The organism is uncultured Sneathiella sp. (assembly GCF_963973085.1).
Lineage (GTDB): Bacteria > Pseudomonadota > Alphaproteobacteria > Sneathiellales > Sneathiellaceae > Sneathiella.
Window position 1 is genome coordinate 104,093 of sequence record NZ_CAXAXA010000001.1, and the last position, 21,474, is coordinate 125,566.

At 57.0% G+C, this 21,474-nt stretch carries 18 protein-coding genes; 5 read left to right on the forward strand and 13 right to left on the reverse strand.

Translation table 11 applies throughout. From position 1 onward, the window contains the following. Window positions 1–97: 97 nt before the first annotated feature. Window positions 98–1,279, reverse strand: a complete 1,182-nt coding sequence (locus AACZ19_RS00485) for an iron-containing alcohol dehydrogenase (protein WP_339630117.1) — start codon at window positions 1,277–1,279, stop codon at window positions 98–100. Window positions 1,280–1,288: 9 nt separating this feature from the next. Then, window positions 1,289–2,680, reverse strand: a complete 1,392-nt coding sequence (locus AACZ19_RS00490; RefSeq protein WP_339630118.1) for an aldehyde dehydrogenase family protein — start codon at window positions 2,678–2,680, stop codon at window positions 1,289–1,291. Window positions 2,681–2,892: 212 nt separating this feature from the next. Here AACZ19_RS00490 and AACZ19_RS00495 point away from each other — a divergent pair, with 212 nt between their 5' ends. Continuing rightward, window positions 2,893–3,645, forward strand: coding sequence for a DeoR/GlpR family DNA-binding transcription regulator (locus AACZ19_RS00495; protein WP_339630120.1), 753 nt, complete (start codon window positions 2,893–2,895; stop codon window positions 3,643–3,645). Window positions 3,646–3,664: 19 nt separating this feature from the next. On the opposite strand, the gene AACZ19_RS00500 is transcribed toward AACZ19_RS00495, so the two are convergent. The 3 genes from AACZ19_RS00500 to AACZ19_RS00510 form a co-directional block, all read right to left on the reverse strand. Continuing rightward, complete coding sequence (locus AACZ19_RS00500) at window positions 3,665–4,525, reverse strand: type 1 glutamine amidotransferase (RefSeq protein ID WP_339630122.1); 861 nt, start codon at window positions 4,523–4,525, stop codon at window positions 3,665–3,667. A 14-nt stretch (window positions 4,526–4,539) separates the two neighbouring features. After that, complete coding sequence (locus AACZ19_RS00505) at window positions 4,540–5,394, reverse strand: TauD/TfdA family dioxygenase (RefSeq protein ID WP_339630124.1); 855 nt, start codon at window positions 5,392–5,394, stop codon at window positions 4,540–4,542. Window positions 5,395–5,506: 112 nt separating this feature from the next. Next, window positions 5,507–6,961 carry a PLP-dependent aminotransferase family protein gene (locus tag AACZ19_RS00510; RefSeq protein WP_339630126.1) on the reverse strand — a complete coding sequence of 485 codons (1,455 nt, stop codon included), beginning with the start codon at window positions 6,959–6,961 and terminating at the stop codon, window positions 5,507–5,509. A 68-nt stretch (window positions 6,962–7,029) separates the two neighbouring features. Here AACZ19_RS00510 and AACZ19_RS00515 point away from each other — a divergent pair, with 68 nt between their 5' ends. Both AACZ19_RS00515 and AACZ19_RS00520 read left to right on the forward strand, forming a co-directional pair. Further along, complete coding sequence (locus AACZ19_RS00515; RefSeq protein WP_339630128.1) at window positions 7,030–7,515, forward strand: GNAT family N-acetyltransferase; 486 nt, start codon at window positions 7,030–7,032, stop codon at window positions 7,513–7,515. Window positions 7,516–7,696: 181 nt separating this feature from the next. After that, a complete protein-coding gene (locus AACZ19_RS00520; RefSeq protein WP_339630130.1) occupies window positions 7,697–8,032 on the forward strand; it encodes a GNAT family N-acetyltransferase in 336 nt (111 codons plus the stop codon). Window positions 8,033–8,042: 10 nt separating this feature from the next. On the opposite strand, the gene AACZ19_RS00525 is transcribed toward AACZ19_RS00520, so the two are convergent. From AACZ19_RS00525 to AACZ19_RS00550, 6 genes are all read right to left on the reverse strand, one after another. Continuing rightward, a complete protein-coding gene (locus AACZ19_RS00525) occupies window positions 8,043–9,410 on the reverse strand; it encodes a hypothetical protein (protein ID WP_339630132.1) in 1,368 nt (455 codons plus the stop codon). 39 nt (window positions 9,411–9,449) lie between these two features. Next, window positions 9,450–10,256: a histidinol-phosphatase gene (gene hisN / locus AACZ19_RS00530; protein ID WP_339630134.1), complete on the reverse strand. Its 807-nt coding sequence runs from the start codon at window positions 10,254–10,256 to the stop codon at window positions 9,450–9,452. Window positions 10,257–10,364: 108 nt separating this feature from the next. Continuing rightward, window positions 10,365–10,934: a sarcosine oxidase subunit gamma family protein gene (locus AACZ19_RS00535; protein ID WP_339630136.1), complete on the reverse strand. Its 570-nt coding sequence runs from the start codon at window positions 10,932–10,934 to the stop codon at window positions 10,365–10,367. After that, window positions 10,927–13,944: a sarcosine oxidase subunit alpha gene (locus tag AACZ19_RS00540; RefSeq protein WP_339630138.1), complete on the reverse strand. Its 3,018-nt coding sequence runs from the start codon at window positions 13,942–13,944 to the stop codon at window positions 10,927–10,929. Before AACZ19_RS00540 ends, AACZ19_RS00535 begins: the two co-directional genes overlap by 8 nt. Next, on the reverse strand, window positions 13,941–14,231 hold the full coding sequence (locus AACZ19_RS00545) for a sarcosine oxidase subunit delta (protein WP_339630140.1): 291 nt from the start codon (window positions 14,229–14,231) through the stop codon (window positions 13,941–13,943). The genes AACZ19_RS00540 and AACZ19_RS00545 overlap by 4 nt, the downstream gene beginning before the upstream one ends. Window positions 14,232–14,243: 12 nt before the next feature. Then, entirely contained in the window at window positions 14,244–15,494 is a 1,251-nt protein-coding gene (locus AACZ19_RS00550) for a sarcosine oxidase subunit beta family protein (RefSeq protein WP_339630142.1), read from the reverse strand. A 235-nt stretch (window positions 15,495–15,729) separates the two neighbouring features. Between AACZ19_RS00550 and AACZ19_RS00555 the strand changes: the two genes are divergently transcribed. Together AACZ19_RS00555 and AACZ19_RS00560 are read left to right on the forward strand one after the other, a co-directional pair. Next, complete coding sequence (locus AACZ19_RS00555) at window positions 15,730–17,424, forward strand: formate--tetrahydrofolate ligase (protein ID WP_339630144.1); 1,695 nt, start codon at window positions 15,730–15,732, stop codon at window positions 17,422–17,424. A 255-nt stretch (window positions 17,425–17,679) separates the two neighbouring features. Then, window positions 17,680–18,519 carry a GlxA family transcriptional regulator gene (locus AACZ19_RS00560; RefSeq protein ID WP_339630145.1) on the forward strand — a complete coding sequence of 280 codons (840 nt, stop codon included), beginning with the start codon at window positions 17,680–17,682 and terminating at the stop codon, window positions 18,517–18,519. Between the two features lie 3 nt (window positions 18,520–18,522). Here the strand turns inward: AACZ19_RS00560 and AACZ19_RS00565 are convergent, their stop codons facing one another. Further along, window positions 18,523–20,610 (reverse strand): ASKHA domain-containing protein, encoded by a 2,088-nt coding sequence (locus AACZ19_RS00565; RefSeq protein WP_339630146.1) that lies wholly within the window; start codon window positions 20,608–20,610, stop codon window positions 18,523–18,525. Beyond that, window positions 20,543–21,445, reverse strand: a complete 903-nt coding sequence (locus AACZ19_RS00570; RefSeq protein ID WP_339630147.1) for a methyltetrahydrofolate cobalamin methyltransferase — start codon at window positions 21,443–21,445, stop codon at window positions 20,543–20,545. The genes AACZ19_RS00565 and AACZ19_RS00570 overlap by 68 nt, the downstream gene beginning before the upstream one ends. Between the last annotated feature and the right edge of the window lie 29 nt (window positions 21,446–21,474).

Here is a 21,474-nt window from a genome sequence, read left to right on the forward strand (position 1 = left end):
CCGCATTATATGCGCATTCAGTACAATTGCATGCATAAACCCACGAAAATCAACAATTATATCGCAAATTTCCACAGACAGATTATGGCTGCTGCCTTTATGCGTCGAGATTACCGGTCACAGCCTTCTCGAAAAGACGGCTGTATTCCTCATTTGTGAGCGCAATCGGATTTCCGCCGGAGGATGGATCCACCACCGCCATCTTACCGACAAGGTCCGCCTTCGCTGTATCAATGCCAAGCGCCGACAAGTCGTTCGGGATTTCCAGCTCCTGACGAAGCGCCAGTATCCAGCTCAGGAAGGAATCGAAGGAGGGATTAGCGAGGCCGAGATAGGCGGAAAGACGCGCGAGCCGCTCGGCAATGACCTCCCGGTTGCGGATCAGCACATAGGGCATCAGGATAGCATTCAACATGCCATGGTGGGCATCGTAAAGCGCGCCCAGCGGATGCGCGAGCGCGTGCATCCCGCCGAGGCCGCGCTGGAACGCCGTTGCCCCCATGGAGGAGGAAATCATCATCTGGCTGCGCGCGGTAATATCACTTCCGTCCGCTGTCGCCGTGGGCAGGAATTCCTTCACCAGACGGATACCTTCAATCGCAATTCCTTCCGCCATCGGATGGAAATGCGGCGAGCAGAACGCCTCCAGGTTATGAGAGAGGGCGTCCATGCCGGTCGCTGCGGTTATTTTCTTCGGAAGACCAACAGTGAGCGCCGGATCCGCGATAACAAAAGCGGGCATCATCTTCGGGTTGAAGACAATCCGCTTCACATGGTTCGCATCATCTGTGATGACGGAGGCGCGCCCGACTTCCGATCCCGTGCCGGAGGTTGTCGGAACGGCAATAATCGGCGGCACTTCATTTGCCGGAATATCCTCCCAGTCCTTGCCGCCGTCCAGATAGCCAAAAAGGCTTTGGTTTTGCGCCGCCATGACCGCAACCGCTTTCGCCGCATCAAGGGCGGAGCCGCCGCCAAAGGCAATAATGCCATCATGGCCGCCTTCCTTGTAAACGGCGACGCCGTCATCGACATTCTTGCCGACAGGATTGGGCTTGACGTCGTAAAACAGGCCGCAACCAAGACCGGCGGCCTTACAGCTCTCAATCGCCTCACCAATCATGGGAAGTGCGGCGAGACCCGGGTCGGTCACCAGCAGCGGGTTCTTCATTCCCGCTTCCTTGCAGGTTGCGCCCAATTCACGAAGACGGCCAACGCCAAACCGCATTGCCGTCGGGTAGTTCCAGTTGCCCGCTAGGGCCGTTGCATCTGTTGCCATTAAGGTCCCCTAGATTGCTGTCCGCAGATGATAGGATTTGGGCCGGGTCAGGCTCTCATAGCCGACTGCCGACAAAGTGCAGCCGCGCCCGGAATTCTTCACGCCCGTCCAGGCAAGCGCCGGATCGAGATAGTCGCAGCGGTTCATGAACCATGTGCCGGTCTCGACTTGATCACCAATGCGAATTGCCGCTGCCTCATCCGTCGTCCAGACAGAGGCGGTTAGCCCGAACTCGCTGTCGTTCATCAGCTTGATCGCTTCCTCATCGGAGGAGACTTTCATGATCCCGACGACCGGACCGAAGCTTTCCTCGGTCATGATCCGCATGCTGTGATCGACATCGACAACCACATCCGGTGCAAGATAGGCTGTGCCCGCTTTATCCGCAGGGAAGAGTTTCGGATCGATGAGCGACTTCGCACCTGCCTTCACAGCATCCGCAACCTGCCCCCTCACAAAATCCGCCGCCGACGCATTGACGAGAGGGCCGAGGGTTGTTTCAGGATCTGTCGGATTGCCGAGTTTGTAGCCTTTCACCACTTCGACAAATTTTTCAACGAAGGCGTCATAGACAACATCATGAACATAAATCCGCTCAATCCCGCAGCAGGACTGGCCGGAGTTGAACATCGCGCCATCAACCAGATTCTCCGCGGAATAGGCCACATCCGCGTCGCTCCGCACATAGGCCGGGTCCTTGCCGCCAAGCTCCAGCCCGACGCCGATAAAATGCCCGACAGCAGCCGTCTCAATGGCTTTGCCCGCCGGGACGGAGCCGGTAAAGCAGACATAATCCACTTTGTCCGAGCCAATAATATCCGCCGCCAGTTTATGGCTGGCGACAACAACCTGGAAAAGATCAGCGGGCAGGCCTGCTTCGATAAAGCTCTCCACCATCCGCTCCCCGCAGAGATGGGTCTGCGCCGCATGTTTCAGGATGACCGCATTTCCCGCCATCAGGGCCGGAACGATGGAATTCACCGCCGTCATATAGGGGAAGTTCCACGGCGCAATAGTGAAGACGACGCCGACAGGTTCGCGCTTGATAAAGCGGGTAAATCCCTCTTTTTGAGGAGTTGCGATATCAGCTAGCGTTTCCTCGGCGATTGACATCATGTAGCGAGCCCGCTCTTCGAACCCTCCAACCTCGCCCGCGCCAAACTTCATCGGACGGCCCATCTGCCAGGCCAGTTCCTCCGCAATGAGGTCCTTTTTGGCAACAAAATTATCAACGCATTTTTCCAGTATAGCGGCCCGCTGTGAAACCGATTTTTGCCGCCAGTCCTGCTGCGCTTTGCGCGCGGCGGCCAGCATTTCGTCAATTTTTCCGGGCGATGTATAGGCGCGCTCCACATAGAGGCTGCCATCCACCGGGCTGATTGTTTTCAAACTTTCCGACATTCATTCAATCCCATTTTAAACTTCCGTTTTACTAGCATTTTTCCGGCATTTCCGACCAATGATTTTTCAACCTAGCTTGATGCGCGCCAGCCGCCTTGCGGAATTGTCCCGCGCAAAAATGTGGATTTCCACATAATCGTTTAAATTTTTCCACAAATATGCTATTGGTAGGGAGGAAAGCGCATTAATAGCACTTTCCGGACGGGGAAATTATGAAACAAACCAAGAGACAGCTGGCGATCATGAACATGCTTCAGGTAGAAAAATCCTGCAGCATTATTGATCTGGCGAACAAACTTGATGTATCGGACGAGACGATTCGCCGCGACATCAAGGAAATGGCAAAATACGGAGCGGTGGAAAAAATCCACGGCGGGGTCATGCTGCCGAATTCGGCGCTGGAGGCCCCCTTCCTGCGGCGCCTGGAAACGCAACGGCGCGAAAAACAGAAAATCGCGAAGCTGGCAGCCTCCCTTATCGTCGACGGGGAAACCCTGATGATCGATAACGGCAGCACGTCTTGCTACGTCGCAAAAGCCTTGAGCCTGCATAGGGATCTCACGGTTGTTACTAACTCGACGGAAGTCGCCCGTGATCTGTGCGCGCGAAACAGCAACAAAGTGTTCATGGCCGGCGGGGAAATTCGAGCTGACGATTGCGCGACATATGGGCCCACGGCGGTCAATTTCGCTAAGCAGTTTGCGACGGAACGCGCCATTCTCTCGATTGCCGCCATCAGCGCCGATCAAGGTTTTCTCGATTGCGACCTTGGCGAGGCGGAGTTCAAGCGGGCAGTCCTGCCGCAGGCCGCCAGCGTCATCGTCGTGGCCGATCACACCAAGTTCAACCGGCCCGGCGTCGTCAAGGTCTGCGATTTCAGCGCCGTTGATTTGTTGTTGACGGACGAGATGCCGCCGATGAGTATTGTCGACAAAATCGGCCGCGACAGAATTATCATCGCCTGAGCGAGATGCCCCCACTTCTCTAGCCGTTGAGCCGGGGAAGAATTTTCACCTCAATCCAGTTACGGACTTCCTCCTGCCTGATCCCGTCATCGAGGACATCGCCATCCACGCCAAGCTGCCAGCGAAGATGGCTTGATGCCGGGTTCTCATGCAGGGCCTGCATTTTCCCGATAAACTGGTCCGCATCCTCTAGCGAAGCAAAATTTCCCTGCTTCGTCAACGCCTCCCGTCGCCAGCGACAGAGGCTCGCCACCTCGTTGAAGTCATACTCGGGATGATACTGCACGGCCCAGAAGCTACCGCCCTTGTGAGAGACATCGACCGCCTGCACGCGGGAAAAATCATTGCTCGCCAGCAGAACCGCGCCCTCGGGCAGCTCCGCGACTTCATCCTCATGGCTTGTGAAGCCGTCAAAGACCGGCTTTTTCCCCCGGAACATCGGATGATCCTGTCCCGCAGAGTTCAAGGCGATTTTCCGCGCCAGGCCGAATTCACGTCCCTTTGGATTTTTTGCACATTTTCCACCCGCCGCGGTTACCGCCATCTGCGCGGCCCAGCAACTGCCGAACATCGGAACCGCCGCCTCATAACCGGCCTTGGCGAATTCAATCTGGCGAGTTACCCGGTCATCCGCCTCATCATGGATTGTCAGGCTCGATCCAGTCCAGCAGATGCCGTGATAGTCATGAAGTGCCTGCCCCGACGGCAAGGCGCAATCCGCATCCGCCGGAAACAGGATATCGACATCACATCCCGGCAGGCAGGATTGCAGCATCCGCTCATACAGATCACCGGCCAGCGTGCCGCCATTGGCCGCCAAGGGCCCGCGATGCTCCGCCGGATATCCGTCCAAAACGAGAAAGCGAGCGCTCCCTGGCATAAACTCCCTCCGCCCTAAACGGGACGCGTGTCGCCACCGATGGTGACGCGGCGCATCAGGCGGCGGTACTGGACATAGTCGTTCATCGCATAATGCTGCGTACAGCGGTTATCCCAGATCGCCACCGATTTCGGCTGCCAGCGGAAGCGGCAGACGAATTCCGGCTTGGTCGCAAACTCATAGAGATATTTAAGGAGCGGGGCACTTTCCGCGTCCGTCATGCCCTTGATCCTTAAGGTGAACATCGGATTGACGAAAATACCCTTCCGGCCCGAGACATCATGGGTCCTGATAAGAGGGTGTTCAACCTCGACTTCCACGGCTTCGGAATATTTGTATTTGAGGCTGTGCTTGCCTTCATATTTCTCGCTCGTCGTGCGCGGATCGAAGGCAATGCGGGCGGAATGAACCGCGACAAGCCCGTCCAGCAACTGCTTCATCCCATCGGAGAGCGCATCATAGGCCGCTTCCATGCTGGCCCAGAGCGTATCACCGCCCACCGGTGGGATATCGAGACCATAGAGCATGGTGACCATAGTCGGTTTTTCGAAGAAAGTGTTGTCGGTGTGCCATCCTGTCCCGAAGGAAGCTCCCTCGCCTGCCGGTTTCAAGACCTCGATCAATTCGGGGTGCGCATTTGATCCCTCGACAATAGGGTGAATTTCCGGCGTACCGAAACGTTTGGCGAATTCCAGCTGTCCTTCGGGCGAGATTTCTTGGTCGCGGAAGAAGACAACATGATTGTCCACAAGAGCGTCATGCACATCCTGAAACTGCTCATCTGAAAGGGTCTTTGATAAATCCACGCCTGCAATCTCCGCGCCGATGCAGGAGGTAAGCGGCTGAACTTCAATTGTGCTGTATCCCATGGCAATCCCCAACAATGGACCGAATATAATATCTGCCTGTTTTAGGTAAGGTAATCCAACAAGAAGGGATAGTACCAGTTTCCTTCATTCACATCTACCAGATAGCCATTTCTCAGTCTGTGAGCAAGGTTGAGAGTCGTTTCAGCCCATCGTCTATGCGCTCGGTCGCGATGGAGGAGAAGCCGAGGCGGAAGTAGCGCTCTCCCCTCTCCGGTTCCATGAAATGCACCGCGCCGGGTTCAAGCACAATCCCCTCTTCCAACGCGCGGGCCGCAAGAGTTTCACAACTGGTTCCTTTAGGCCCTTTCACCCAGAAACTGGTGCCACCGAAACTCGGCGCCGTTGCCATGCCGGGCAGATATCTCTCAAGCCCCGCCGCCATTTTACGCCAACGCTCCTCATAGGCCTTGTGAAGCTTGGCTATATAGGCGAGATGATAGCCTTGCGCAATGAAAAGAGCCGTGGTGCGCTGGTTGTTGCTTGGCGCATGGCGCAGTATCAGGCGGCGCAGTGCCCGCATTTCCCGGATCAGCGGCGCTGGTGCGACGATATAGCCGATGCGCAGGCCGGGGAACATCGACTTTGACAGGCTTCCTGCATATAGGACGCGCCCTTCCCGATCCTCCGATTTAAGCGCGGGCACCGGCTGACCCCTGTAATTCGTATCGCTCTCGAAGTCGTCCTCGATGATGAGCTGGTCATATCTCGACGCCGCCGCCAGCAGCGCCTTTCGCCGCTCAGGATTAAGCGTTACCGTTGTCGGATACTGATGGCTTGGTGTGACAAAGAGAATCTGCGCCTGATATGGGATTTCCGTAACTTTTACGCCGCTTTCATCAACCGGGAGGGGATGCAGCGTCGCCCCGCAATGCTCAAAAATATTGCGGGCGTCGGGATAGCCCGGATCCTCGATCCCGACCTGTACTCCCTGCCGGATCAGCGCCGCCGCCATCAGGTAAAGACCGTTTTGCGCCCCCATGGTGATGAGTATTTCCGCATCCGACGCATAAATGCCGCGCCGGGGAAGCAATTTAGTGCGGATCTGCAGGACGAGTTCCGGATCGTCCTCAGTCACGGCATCATTCGCCCAGGCCCGCATGGCATGCCGACTCATCGCTTGGCGCGAACATTCCCGCCATGCCGGCAACGGAAAGAGACTGGCATCGGGCTGGCCATAGACGAAGGGATAGGGATAGTCCTGCCAGTCGGCGGGCTTAACGATATTCCGCTGGGACGCAAGCCGGGTATCGATTAGCCTGTCCCATACCACCGGAGAGGCCGCCGCACTCTCATTACCGGCCACGGAAGGCGTGGGAGCGGACCCGGCGGCAATATCGCCAACCCGGTAGCCGGAGCGCGGAATGGAGACCAGAAAATCGCCTTCCACCAGCTTGTCATAGACAATCATCACAGTCGTTCGCGACACCCCGAGATCATTGGCCAGCTTTCGGCTGGACGGCATTTTTGCCCCCGGCGTCAGCTGTCCGTTCAGGATGCCTGCGATAATCTGCTCGCGAATCTGGTTTTGCACCGGGTTCTGCAAATTCCGGTCGATTGTAAAAAGCACTTATTCCGATCCTGAAAAGAAAATGGTAAAAGCGGCAATTCGTCCATGATAGGAGTATTTCGGGGCCCATGTCACCGCCGAAGATCAGACCCGCCTGCGATGCCGATTGTGTGGCCCTCACGGAACTCGCGCTCACCTCCAAGGCATTCTGGGGATATTCCGATGACTTCATGCGCGGTTGTGAGGCCGTTCTCACTGTCACGCCCCGGATGATCGCCGAATGGGACAGTGGCGTGATTGAGGAAAATAGAGAAATTGTCGGATTTTTTTTATTATCGCTCGAACCGGAAGAAGCAGAACTAGAGCTTCTCTATGTCTCCCCGCTTTATATGGGTAAGGGCTATGGCCGGGCGCTGATCCAGGCTGCGGCAGAGCGGGCCGCGCTTCTTGGTTATAACAGTCTCAGGATCGGGGCCGATCCCAACGCCGCTGGTTTCTATAGGAGGATGGGCGCAAAACAGACCGGCTGGTGTCGTTCCGAGGTTGAGGACACGCGGGAACTCCCACTTTTCTCACTGAATTTACGCAATAACAGCAATTTTAAATTGCAGTGAAAATTTTTAATATTACTTATTGGAGATAATCAATATTCGCTAGAAATTGACAGTGACAGAAAATTACACCATCAGAGCCATCACAGTAACTGATTGCAGATCACTGACGGCCCTCGCACTCAACTCTACATCCTTATGGGGCTATACTGTTGACTATCTTCGGACATGCGTCGAGCACTTCATGATTACTGAAGAAACCCTAAAGAACTGGACGGGTAGCCTTCTCGAAAATGATCGGAGTATTATTGGATTTTACTTTTTATCGACGAGCCCGCCTGACGCTGAGCTGGAGCGTCTGTATGTGGCGCATCAGTTAATTGGTCAAGGGAATGGGCGCCGCCTCTTTCATATCGCCGCCCAAACAGCTCTGGACAGGAATTGCCGGACCATCCGCATCGAAGCGGATGTGAACGCTGTTCCCTTCTACGAAAGGATGGGAGCAATCCAGACAGGGTGCTATTTTCCGGATATCGACGCCAGATATAAACTCGCCGAGCTGGAATATCACCTGGCCTAGGATCAGAACCCTAGATAATCTCGAAGTATCGTTGCATTTCCCAATCCGTGATGGCTTTGCGGAACTCCCGTTCCTCCCATTCGCGTGTCACCACATAATGATCGACGAAGGCGTCGCCGAAAAGCTCACGCGCGGGCTTTGATTTTTTAAGCGCCTGCGCCGCGTCCCAGAGGGTTTTCGGCAGCGACAGCTCATCGGGGAATTCCTGCGTATAGGCGTTGCCCTTGACACCTGCCGTCGGCTCGATCTTGTTCTCGATCCCCCAGAGGCCGGAACCGAGCGCCGCCGCAATGGCGATATGCGGATTGATATCCGCCGCCGCGATCCGGTATTCGACGCGCTGGGAATGTTCCGAGCCCGGAATGGCACGAAGCGCACAGGTCCGGTTTTCGACACCCCAGCTTGCCTCCGTCGGCGCCCAGAAACCCGGGATCATCCGTGTGTAGCTGTTGATGGTCGGGGCGATCATCGCCAGCAGTTCCGGCATCAGCTTCTGCTGTCCGCCAATGAAATACCGCATGGTGTCGCTGATATTGTCTTCCTTGTCCGCATCGAAGAACAGGCCCTTGCCGTCCTTGTCTTTCAGCGAGAGATGGATATGCCCACTCTGGCCCGGCACATCCTTGGACCATTTCGCCATAAACGTCGCCATCACGTCGTTCTGCTGCGCCAGGATTTTCGTATATGTCTTGAACAGCGCGCCCTTGTCCGCCGCGCTCAGCGCATCGTCATAGGCAATCGCCGCCTCCAGCACGCCGGGGCCGGTTTCCGTATGCAACCCCTCAATCCCGATATCCATCTCCTCGCACATGGCGAGAAGCTGCTCATAGAAATTATGCTCGACCGATGCGCGCAGCATGGAATAACCGAAATTTCCGGGCGTAAAAGGCGTCAGGTCCCGGTAGTTCTTCTCGCGCACTGACTGGGGTGTTTCATTGAAGAGGAAAAACTCGAACTCGCAGGCCGCCGTCGCCTTTATGCCCATGTCCAAGGCCAGCTTAATCACCCGTTTCAGGGTCTGGCGCGGACAAACGCCCGCCGCCCGGTCACCGAATTCAAGCTGGAAAAACAGCATGTTGTCTTCAAGCGGCAACTCCCGGCAGCTATCAATGATGGGTACGACTTTAGCATCCGCATAGCCGTTCGACCAGCCCGTATAGCTATCGGTATCATATAGCTGATCCTCCACGTCCCAGCCGAGCACGACATCACAAAAACCGAAGCCGCTTTCCAGAATGCTGAAAAATTTGTCCTTGCTGAGATATTTTCCGCGCAGAACCCCGTCAATATCGAAGACGCCGACCTTCACGAAAGACAGGTCCCTTTCCTCAACGATACTGCGGGCATCCACCACAGTCTTTACCGAACGCGCATCCATGCCTTTCCCCCTTGCGATAATGTCGGAAACCAACCTAGCCTAACCATTCAGAATCTCAAGTGCCTGCTGATGGAGTTCCTTTGTTGCCGCCGCGACGATTGTGCCATCCGAGTCAAGATCGGGGCGTTTGCCCGACCAGTCGGTGATGACGCCACCGGCCTGTTCGATCACCGGGACCAGGGCCATATAGTCATAGGTCTGCAATCCCGTCTCCACGGCGAGGTCGGCCCAGCCAGACGCCACCATGGCGTAGATATAACAATCGCCACCGTAGCGGCGGATGCGGGCCTTTTCCCGGAGCGCGGCAAATTTTTCGCGATTACCCGGCGAAAAATATTCAAGCGCCGTGGTCATCAGGATAGCATCCTCCAGCGATCGGCACTCACTCACATGGCACTTTGTCCCATTGAAAAAACAGCCCTGCCCGTCGATACCGATCCAGTATTCTTCCAGTTCCGGCATGGAAATCGCGCCGATGCGAACGTCCTTGTGCTTCACATAGGCGAGTAATGTCCCATAAAGCGGCAGGCCTGAAATAAAGCTCTTGGTACCGTCTATGGGATCTATCACCCATATTTCCGAAAGATCCGCCCCGTCGAAGCCATGCTCCTCCCCCAGGATACCGTGACTGGGATAGCGTTCCGTGATCAGGTCGCGAATGCGTGTCTCGCACTCCCGATCAGCGATCGTGACCGGTGAATTATCCAGTTTCTGGATGATATCTATCGGCTTGCGGAAATAGGGCCGGGTAACGGATGCTGCCGCCTCGGCAAGAGAACAGGTGAATTGCGCCAGTTCGGCGAGGTCACCCGTAACAGGGGCCGTCATCTGAAATGCTTTGGACATATGTTTCCGGTTTGCATGATGTCAGGAGGGGCTTACATAGCAGCAGTCCCGTCTCAACTCCACATATTTCCGCAAAATATCCGCTTAAATCAACAAAACATGTCACGCTCAGGTACCAGGTTTATATTCCTCTAGCGCCCTCGCCAGCCAGCCGCCGACATAACGGTTAAAGGAGGCGCGCACATAGATATGAAATGTCTCCGGATCGACCTGCTCGACAATCGCCTGGGATTTTGCAATCAGGGTCTGGACACAGTCGCCGGGCGCGAAGACACGGGGATGAAAATCCACTTCTGAACTTTTCATCAGCACCTTATGGCTATGCGGGCCCTCAAGCGCGAAGATCGTACGATTCGCGCTCAGATCATTTATGGCGACATGCTGTCCGGCAAGCTTTTCCTCCAACGTGACAACCAACTCGCCCGCGTCATTCCCCCCGACGATCAACCATTCGTCCGGCGAGAGCCAAAGGGCTTTCCAGTCTTTGCCTGTGGCCACCTTGTTCGGCTCCGTCGGCAGATCAAGCCCGAGGACGGATTTGACCCCGCCGGTGAAGGCCGCCTCGCCTGCCTTGCCGCGGAGATTGACCTGTCCCGTTGGCGCCAGTTCTCTCAAGCCTTCGGGAAAGGTGCTGGAAATCGCGGCAGCGGGGGTTACCCAAAAAGCAGTATCAACCATTGAGCCGCTCCCCTTCCTTATCGTAAAAAACCGGATCGACGATCTCCGCCGTCACAGTCTTGTCCTCAAGCGGCGCGAAAACCTTCTCCCCCTTGCGCTTATGCCCGCCCTTGACGAGCGCGAGCGCGATCGACCGGCCGAGGGTGGCGCTGTGATAGCTCGATGTCACATGGCCAACCATGGGCATCGGCTTGGCGGCATTCGGATCAAACACCAGCTGCGCCCCTTCGGGCAGGATGTCTTCCGGGTTATCGGTCAGCAGCCCGACAAGCTGTTTGCGGTCTGATCGCGCCGTATCGCTTCGGGTGAAGGAGCGGTTGCCGACAAAATCGGGCTTCTTCTTCGAGACGATCCAGTCCATGCCAAGGTCCTGCGGCGTGGTGGTTCCGTCGGTTTCCTGCCCGACAATGATAAAGCCTTTTTCGGCGCGCAGGATATGCATGCTTTCCGTGCCGTAAGGAGTAATGCCGAACTCTTCGCCTGCCGCCATCACGGCATCCCACAGCGCCCGGCCGCAGGCCCAGGGGACATTGATCTCATAGGTGAGTTCCCCGGTGAAACTGATGCGGAAGACGCGCGCATCGATCCCGGCGACCACCCCTTCCTTGAAGGAGAGGAACGGGAAATTATCTTGGGATAAGTCCATTTCCGGGGCGATCTTGGCGAGCAAGGCGCCCGCTTTCGGCCCGGTGATGGAGACAGTCGCCCATTGCTCGGTAACGGAGGTGCAATAAACCTCAAGCTCCGGCCATTCCGTCTGCAAATATTCTTCCAGCCAGTCGAGAACCCCGGCCGCACCGCCGGTTGTGGTCGTCATCAGGAAGCGGTCATCGCTAAGCCGCGCCGTCGTGCCGTCATCGAAAACCATGCCGTCTTCATGGCACATCAGGCCATAGCGTACCCGCCCGATGCCGAGCTTGAGCCAAGCATTCGTATAGATACGGTTGAGGAACTCCGCCGCGTCTTTTCCGCGAATGTCGATTTTCCCCAATGTCGATGCATCCAGCACCCCGACACTGTTCCGTACCGCAAGGCATTCCCGATTAAGGGCGTCCTGCATACTCTCGCCGGTTTTCGGGAAATACCAAGGGCGTTTCCACTGGCCGACATTCTCGAACAATGCGCCATTTTCGACATGCCAGTCATGGATACTGGTCACGCGCACCGGATCGGACCAGTCGCCGAGATTAAGCCCGGCGAGCGCCCCATAGGAAACGGGCGTGTAGGGCGGCCGGAAGGTGGTCGTGCCGACTTTCGGGATCGGCTTGTCCAGAATGCCCGACAGGATCGCGAGCGCATTGATATTTGAGGTTTTCCCCTGATCCGTGCCGAAACCCGTAAGGGTATAGCGCTTGATATGCTCGACCGATTCGAAGCCCTCGCGCACCGCAAGCTCGATATCCGCCGCGGTGGTGTCATTCTGCAGATCCACGAAATGCTTAACCATCCCCTCGCCGATTGGTCGGGCGCCCGGTACGATCCAGTAGGGCTCTATCGCCGTAGCCTCCTGCTCGTCTATTTCCGGCGCGGGTGGTTTGCGTTTCGGTGTAAAGCCGGTGGCGCGCGCCGCATCGGCCCCGGCCTTGTATCCGCCCGCCAGACAGTCTTTCAATGTAAACTGACCGGCAAGCGCACCGGCGACCTCAAGCTTCTGCATTGGCTTTCCAGGGAGGAAACAGGCTTTCTCCTCATCATACTCAAGCTTGCCCTGGGACTGACTGAAAAGATGGACGACCGGGCTCCAGCCGCCGGACATGGCCACAAGATCGCACTCTATTTCACGCGCAGCCGAGGTATAGACTTTCGCCCCCTTCTGGATGGCCCGGACTTCAACAGTGCGCACCCGCTTGCCGCCTTTCGTTCCGGTAATCGCATGGCCCTCGATTATCTCAATACCCTGCTCGCGGGCCTCGTCCGCGAGAGCGCCACTGCTCTCTGTACGGCAATCGACAATCGCCGCAACTTCGCCGCCCGCGGCTTTCAGGTCGATCGCGGCGGCGTAAGCGCTATCATTATTGGTGAACAGCACCATTTTCCGACCCGGCAGGACACCATAGCGATTCACATAGGTCTGGACCGCGCCAGCCAGCATGATGCCCGGCCGGTCATTATCGGCGAACACCAGCGGCCGTTCATGGGCGCCGGTCGCCAGCACCACATGGCCCGCGCGGACATGCCAGACGCGTTGCCGCACCTTGCCCTTGCGCTCCGCTGCCGGCAGATGGTCGGCTTTTTGTTCCAGCACGCAAAGATAATTATGATCGTAATAACCAAAAGCAGTCGAGCGCGAGAGCATCGTTACCTCGGGCATGGCGTTCAGTTCCTCAACCACCGCCGCGATCCAGTCCGCCCCGTCCTTGGCGCCGATTTGGATATTCTGCGACAGCAGGCTGCCGCCAAATTCGCTCTGTTCATCGACCAGCAGGACCCGCGCGCCTGCCCGCCCCGCCGCGAGCGCCGCCATGAGGCCGGACGGGCCGCCACCAACGATCATCACATCCGTATGCAGATGCATATGGTCATAGATATCCGGGTCACTCAACGTCGGCGCCTTGCCCCAGCCCGCCGCGCGGCGGATCACCGGCTCATAGAGTTTCATCCACATGGAGCGCGGCCACATGAAGGTCTTGTTATAGAATCCCGCCGTCATGATCTTGGCAAACAGGCCGTTGACCGCGCTGATATCAAAATTGACGCTTGGCCAGACATTCACGCTGTTCGCGACCAGCCCGTCATGGAGCGATATCTGCGTCGCCCGGATATTCGGCTCGGTCGTCGCGCCCTCCCCCAGCTGGACCATGGAATTGGGCTCTTCCGCGCCCGCCGCGACAATGCCGCGGGGCCGGTGATATTTGAAGCTGCGGCCGAGCAGATGAACGCCATTGGCCAGCAGGGCGGAGGCCAGTGTATCGCCGTCAAATCCTGTATAGCTTACCCCGTTGAAGGTGAAGCGAAGCGCCTTGCTCCGGTCGATACGGCCACCGGCGGCAGTGCGAAAACGGCCCGTCATGACTTGTCTCCCGCCGGGCTCGGTGCCTTACCGCCCATCTCGTAGGAACCGACGATCTCATGGGTGACGGTGTTGCGGATAACGTTGAACCAGCGACGGCAACCATGGGTATGCAGCCAGCGTTCCGCAAAGTAACCCTTTGTATTTTTGCGCATAAAGAGAAACTCCGCCCATGCCGCATCATCGAGGTTGTAAGGATCGTCCGGCCGCGCGATATGCGCCTCCCCGCCATAGCGGAATTCCGTCTCGTGCCGTTTGCCGCACCAGGGGCATTCGATATTCAGCATTTCTTCCCCTCCTTAATGTGCAACGCCAGCAGCGCCATGTTCATCGATAAGCGCCCCGCTCTCAAACCGCGACAGACTGAACGGCATATTGAGGGCATGCGGCGCGTCCTTTGCGAGCGTATGGGCAAAGCACCAGCCGGATCCCGGCGTCGCCTTGAACCCGCCGGTGCCCCAGCCGCAGTTGAAATACAGCCCCTCCACCGATGTGCCGGAGAGGATCGGCGACGCATCCGGGCAGGTATCGACGATTCCGCCCCAGCTCCGCATCATGCGGACCCGACTGAAGATCGGGAACAACTCCAGACAGGCGCCAAGCTGATGCTCGATCACATGGAAGCTGCCGCGCTGGGCGTAGGAATTGAAGCTGTCGATCCCGGCGCCCATGACAAGTTCGCCCTTGTCCGACTGGCTGACATAGACATGCACCGCGCCCGACATGACGACACAGTCGATCACCGGCTTGACCGGTTCGGAGACGAGCGCCTGCAACGGATGGCTGGTGACCGGCAAACGAATGCCCGCCATTTCCGCAATAACAGAACTATGCCCTGCCGCGACAACGCCGATTTTTTTGGTCGCGATATCGCCCCGCGTGGTTTCCACGCCGGTCACCTTGCCGCCTTCACGCCTAATGCCGGTAACCTCGCAATTCTGGATGATATCGACGCCGAGCGCGTCCGCCGCCCGCGCATAGCCCCAAGCGACGCTGTCATGGCGGGCAACGCCGCCGCGCCGCTGCAAGGTGGCGCCCATGACTGGATGCCGCGATTTTTTGGAGATATTGATGATCGGGCAAAATTCCTTCACGCCCTCCGCATCCAGCCATTCTGCATCGACACCATTCAGGCGGTTCGCATTGACCCGGCGCACCCCTTCGCGAACGTCGCCAAGGCTATGGGCAAGATTGAGGACACCGCGCTGGCTCAGCATGACATTGTAGTTGATCTCCTGCGACAGCCCTTCCCAGAGCTGGAGGGATTTCTCATATATCGCCGCGCTTTCATCCCAGAGGTAGTTGGAGCGGACAATCGTTGTGTTTCGCGCCGTGTTACCGCCGCCGAGCCAACCTTTTTCCAGCACGGCGATATTGCGCACACCATGCTCTTTCGCGAGATAATAGGCCGTTGCGAGCCCGTGACCGCCACCGCCGATGATAATCACCTCATATTCCGGCTTCGGCTCCGGGCTTCGCCACTGCTGCGGCCAGTTCTTATGGCTGCTCAACGCATTGCGCGCGATCGTGAAGATCGAATATTTCACCATCAAACTTCCTTGCTCGGTCCTGACTTTCGGGACCATGACAGTTTAGCGGCAGATATATCCGTCGCAAACGGTCATTTAGTAGAATATTCGCGACATTCCCCATAACCCGGCCCCAGTCCGCTTGTTGGAGATTTTGTGTCGCATTATGAATAGACCTACGATGACCGCACAGCCACTGTGTTCGCAGACGTTGGACAATAAATGTCCCGGCTTTTCTGGGGGAGGACAGACCAGGATGACAGACCAGCATACAAATCCTAAAAGCGATATCGAGATTGCGCAGGCGGCTTCAATGAAGCGAATTGCGGAAGTTGCCAGTGACAGCCTCGGTATCGATAGTGATAACCTTGAGCCCTATGGTCATTATAAGGCCAAGCTTTCCCTGGAATATATCAAAACTCTCAACAACAAACCGGATGGCAAACTGATTCTTGTCACCGCCATGACCCCGACGCCTGCCGGTGAAGGCAAGACAACGACCACAGTCGGCCTTGGTGACGGCCTCAATCGCATCGGCAAGAAGACGATCATCTGCCTGCGAGAACCCTCCCTCGGTCCGTGTTTCGGGATGAAGGGTGGCGCCGCAGGCGGTGGCTATGCGCAAGTCGTACCGATGACCGACATCAACCTGCATTTCACCGGCGATTTTCACGCCATCGGCGTCGCGAACAATCTTCTGGCGGCGATGGTGGATAATCATATTTACTGGGGCAATGAGCTGGGGCTGGATGAGCGGCGCATCCTGTGGCGGCGCGTGATGGACATGAACGACCGCGCGCTTCGCAATATCGTCAACAGCCTGGGCGGCATCGCCGACGGGTTCCCGCGGGAAGATCATTTCGATATTACGGTAGCGTCGGAAGTCATGGCAATTTTCTGCCTTGCAACCGACCTTGACGATCTCAAGCGGCGCCTTGGCAATATCATTGTCGGCTATACGCGGGAGAAGAAACCGGTTTATGCCAAGGACCTGAATGCTCATGGGGCGATGACGGTCCTTTTGAAAGACGCATTCCAGCCCAATCTCGTGCAGACGCTGGAGAACAACCCCGCCTTTATCCATGGCGGTCCTTTCGCCAATATCGCCCATGGCTGCAACTCTGTGCTGGCCACAAAAACCGCACTGAAGCTGGCCGACTATGTGGTGACCGAGGCGGGCTTCGGCGCGGATCTCGGCGCTGAAAAGTTCCTCGACATCAAATGCCGCAAAGCAGGTCTGAAGCCGGAGATCGCCGTTGTCGTCGCCACCATCCGGGCTCTCAAGATGCATGGCGGCGTTGCGAAGGAGGACCTCAGAGCGGAAAATGTCAAGGCGGTCACGGAAGGCGGCGAGAATCTCGCCCGCCATGTCGAGAATCTGAAAAAATTCGGCCTGCCGGTCATTGTCGCCATCAACAAATTCTCTGCAGATACGGAGAACGAGGTCAATCAGGTTCGCCAGATTTGCGCCGAACTTGGCGTGGACGCGATTGAGTCGGATCATTGGGGTAACGGCGGCGCGGGCGCGGAAGAACTGGCCGAGGCTGTTGTCGCGAAGCTTGATCAGAATGGCGGCAACTACGCCCCGCTCTATGAGGACGAGTTGCCGCTCTGGGACAAGGTCCGGACCGTCGCCCAGAATCTCTATGGGGCGCAAGGCATTATTGCCGACAAAAAGGTCCGCGACCAGTTTCAGGACCTGCAGGAAAGCGGTTTCGGCCATTATCCGGTCTGCATTGCCAAGACGCAATACAGCTTCTCCACCGATCCCAACCTGAAAGGCGCGCCCAGCAACCATGTGGTGCCCATACGGGAAATCCGGATTGCGAGCGGCGCGGAATTTGTTGTTGCGGTCTGCGGTAATATCATGACGATGCCCGGCTTGCCACGGGTTCCGGCGGCCAACTCAATCGATGTAGATGAGAGCGGAGAAATTATCGGGCTTTTCTAGCAACCTCCCAATGGCTTGACCAAAGCAGTTATTTTGTGCGGACAGCTGCAAAAAAAATGATTGTCTTTTCTGCCATGTGAAGTAGCGTCACGCTATCAGGTTTTTTTGCTGGAAGTCGCCAATTTGAACAGTAAAACGGATACCGGAGCCGCAAAATTCAGAATTGGATTCTGTTTGCTGCCCGAATTTTCATCGCTTGCATTTATTTCGGCTGTAGAACCCCTGCGGCTGGCGAATCGCCTCAATGGAGAAAAGTTGTATAGCTGGGAATGCTACTCCATTGATGGCAAGCCCGCCATCAGTTCAGCGGGCATTGAATTCTCGGTTCAGGGTGGTATTTCGGACATGCCCACGCTGCCAACGGTCTTCACCTGCGGCGGCGTCAATATCCAGAACCATACGAATACGCAGATACTGTCCAACCTGCGGCGGTTGTCGTCCCATGGATCGAGCCTTGGCGCCATTTGCACCGGGTCCCATGTGTTGGCGAAGGCCGGACTCCTGAAAGGCTATCGCTGCACGATCCACTGGGAGAATCTCTCCGGCTTTATCGAGGATTTTCCCGATCTCGACATTACGTCCGAACTGTTCGAGATTGACCGCAACCGGTACACCTGCGCGGGCGGGACAGCCGCCCTCGATATGATGCTGAGCCTGATTGCGAAGCAGACGACACAGGAACTGGCCCTCGCTGTCGCCGACCAACTCATCTATCACCGTATCCGTGAGGGAACGGAACGTCAGCGCATGGAGCTTCGCGCCCGCCTAGGTATTTCACATCCCAAGCTGCTGGCAGCCATTGCCTGTATGGAAGACAATCTTGAGGAACCCTTGAGCTGTAGCGACCTTGCGACAAATGTCGGGCTGTCGACCCGGCAGCTGGAGCGGCTTTTCCAGAAATATCTCGATTACTCGCCCACGCGCTACTATCTCGGCCTCAGGCTCGATCGCGCGCGTTATCTGCTGACCCAGACCAGCCTGCCGATTATCGAAGTAGCGCTTGCCTGCGGGTTTGTTTCGGCGTCACATTTCTCGAAATGCCATCGGGAACATTTCGGCCGCACCCCGAGTGACGAACGGCGCGTCCGGCACTGATCCCTATACGCGGCGACGACGGCGGCGACCGCCCTCCCCGCCACCATCGGAGATAATCTTGGGCGGCGGCATTTTCACGGCCTTTGACAGATTGGGGTAGCTGGCTGTCTTGTGCGGAATGGCCATGGCCTCGACAAAATACTGCTGGAACTTCGGCTCGACCGCCGTTTCGACCTTTTCGACCGTTTTCACCAGTTCCTCAATCTCGTCGCGGGCTGAATTATTCAACAGCGCAATCCGCGCTCCGATCCCGGCGGCATTGCCAACGGCCTGAACCTCATCCAGCTCACAATCGGGAATCATGCCCAGGATCATGGCATATTTGGTGTCGATATGACTGCCGAAGGCACCGGTAAGCTTGATACGGTCCACCTTTTCCAGCCCGAGCCGATCCATCAGCAGTTTTGCCCCGGCATAGAGCGCGGCCTTTGCCAGCTGGATCGCCCGGACATCCGTCTGGTAAATCTTTATCTCGCTCTCCCCGTCGCGGAGGACATAGGAGAAAGTCCGGCCATCGGCGACAATCCGCGGACTTTTTGCCGCCATCGCGCCGTCAATAACTCCGTCGGAACTCAAGATCCCCGCGAGATACATCTCGGCGATCACTTCGATGATGCCGGAGCCGCAGATTCCGGTTATGCCAGATTTTCTCGTCGCCGCTTCGAACCCCTCCTCGTCCGACCAGAGATCGGACCCGATCACCTTGTAGCGCGGCTCCAGCGTTTCGGGATCAATCCGCACCCGTTCGATCGCGCCGGCCGCCGCCCGCTGGCCGCAGGAAATCTGCGCGCCCTCGAACGCCGGTCCGGTCGGGGACGACGCCGCGAGCAGCCGCTCATTGTTCCCCAGTACGATTTCCGCATTGGTCCCGACATCGATGATCAGGGTCATCTGCTGCAGCAAATGCGGGGCCTCGGAAAGAATAACAGCCGCCGTATCCGCCCCGACATGCCCGGCGATACAAGGCAGGAAATAGGCGCGGCAATCTGGATTGGAGATCATGCCGACCTCACTCGCCCAGACGATCATCCCCGAATTGGTCGTCAATGCAAAGGGGGCACCGCCCAGCTCCGTCGGATCAATCCCGAGGAGCAGATGATGCATGATCGGGTTGCCGACAAAAACCGCGTTCAGGATATCATCCGGATCGACATTCGCTTTGTCCGTCACTTCCCCGATCAGGTCGTTGATACCGCCGCGCACCGCCTCTGTCAGCAACAGTTCCCCGCCGGGGTTCATCATCACATAGGACACCCGGCTCATCAAATCTTCCCCATATCGGATCTGCGGGTTCATCATGCCCGATGACGCAATGACCGCACCGGTCGACAGATCGCACAGATGCATGGCGATGGTTGTCGAGCCGACATCGACGGCAATGCCATAGGCCTGGTTATTGAAACCGGGCCAGATTTTTGTAATCCGGGTGCCGCGGTGAACTGCAACGGTGACGCTCCAGTTTCCTTTCCGCAGGGTTTTCTGAAGCGCCTGCAAGGTGCGCAGATCGCATTCAAGATTATCGAGATCCCATTGCTGTTTCAGGGCATAACATAAACGCTCGAAATCACCGGTCGGATTATGCATGTCCGGTTCCAGCACCTGCACGAAATGCAAGCGGATCGCCGGGTCCATCTCGATCTTGCGGTCATCTGCCTGCTTGACAATGACCTGCTTGTGAACCTGGCTGGTTGCCGGAACATCGATCACGACGTCCCCATGCAATAACGACTGACAGCTTAACCGGCGGCCATCCTTCAGCGGACGACGATCCTTGTATTTCTGTTCAACTTCGTTGAACGCAGAAAGAGATCCTTCCTGACTGACCACCCCGTGCTTGGAGAATTTGCCAACCGTCACATCCACCTGGCAACGCCCGCAAATCCCGCGGCCGCCGCAGACGCTGTCAATATCGACACCAAGAACACGCGCCGCTTCCAGCACAGGTGTGCCGTCCGGAAAGCGTCCCCGTTTGCCGGACGGCATAAAGGCGACGAGATGGGCTTTTTCTTTTTTCAGGAGGCGGTCAGGCATTGCGTCTGCGGCGGCGACCTGCGCGGCGCGCTTCATCACTGCCCTCGGCTGCTGGTTCACGGAACGTCTTGATCCAGCTGACGCAGTTCGGATCACGTCCCATAACAACATTGGCGCCTTTGACAGCCGCCATTTCCGGCTCATGCAGCGGGTTGGTAATTGCCGATGTCATTCCGGCGCCAATGGCCATGGAGAGAAACGCTGCGTTCATTCCATGGCGATTCGGCAGGCCAAAGCTGAAATTGGAGGCGCCGCAGGTCGTATTCACTTTAAGTTCATTCCGGAGCCGCCCGACAAGTGTCAGGACCTGCCGCCCAGCGTCATTGAGCGCCCCGACCGGCATCACCAACGGGTCAACAACCACATCGGCAGGAGAGATTCCGTAATCCTGCGCCCGTTCGACAATTTTCTTTGCCACCTCGAAACGCACGTTCGGGTCTTCGGAAATGCCGCTTTCATCATTGGAAATAGCGACAACGGCCGCACCGTATTTCTTGATCAGTGGAAGGACAGTTTCCAGCCGGTCTTCCTCTCCGGTTACGGAATTGACGAGCGCCTTGCCCTGATAAACGGCCAATCCAGCCTCAAGTGCCGCGACGATGGAACTGTCGATGGAGAGCGGGACATTGGTCAGGCTCTGCACGAGCTGGATCGTTTCGGCAAGGATACGCGGCTCGTCTGCCAGCGGTATACCGGCATTCACATCCAGCATATGAGCCCCCGCCGCAACCTGCGCCAGGGCATCCGCCTCGACGCGGCTGTAGTCGCCGTTCTTCATCTCCTCAGCAAGGAGTTTCCGGCCTGTCGGGTTGATTCGCTCCCCGATAATGACGAAAGGTCGATCGAAGCCGATGATGACTTCCTTGGTCGCGGAGGAAACGAGGGTATCCGTCATATTGCCATACCTTAAAATACGGGGCTTTC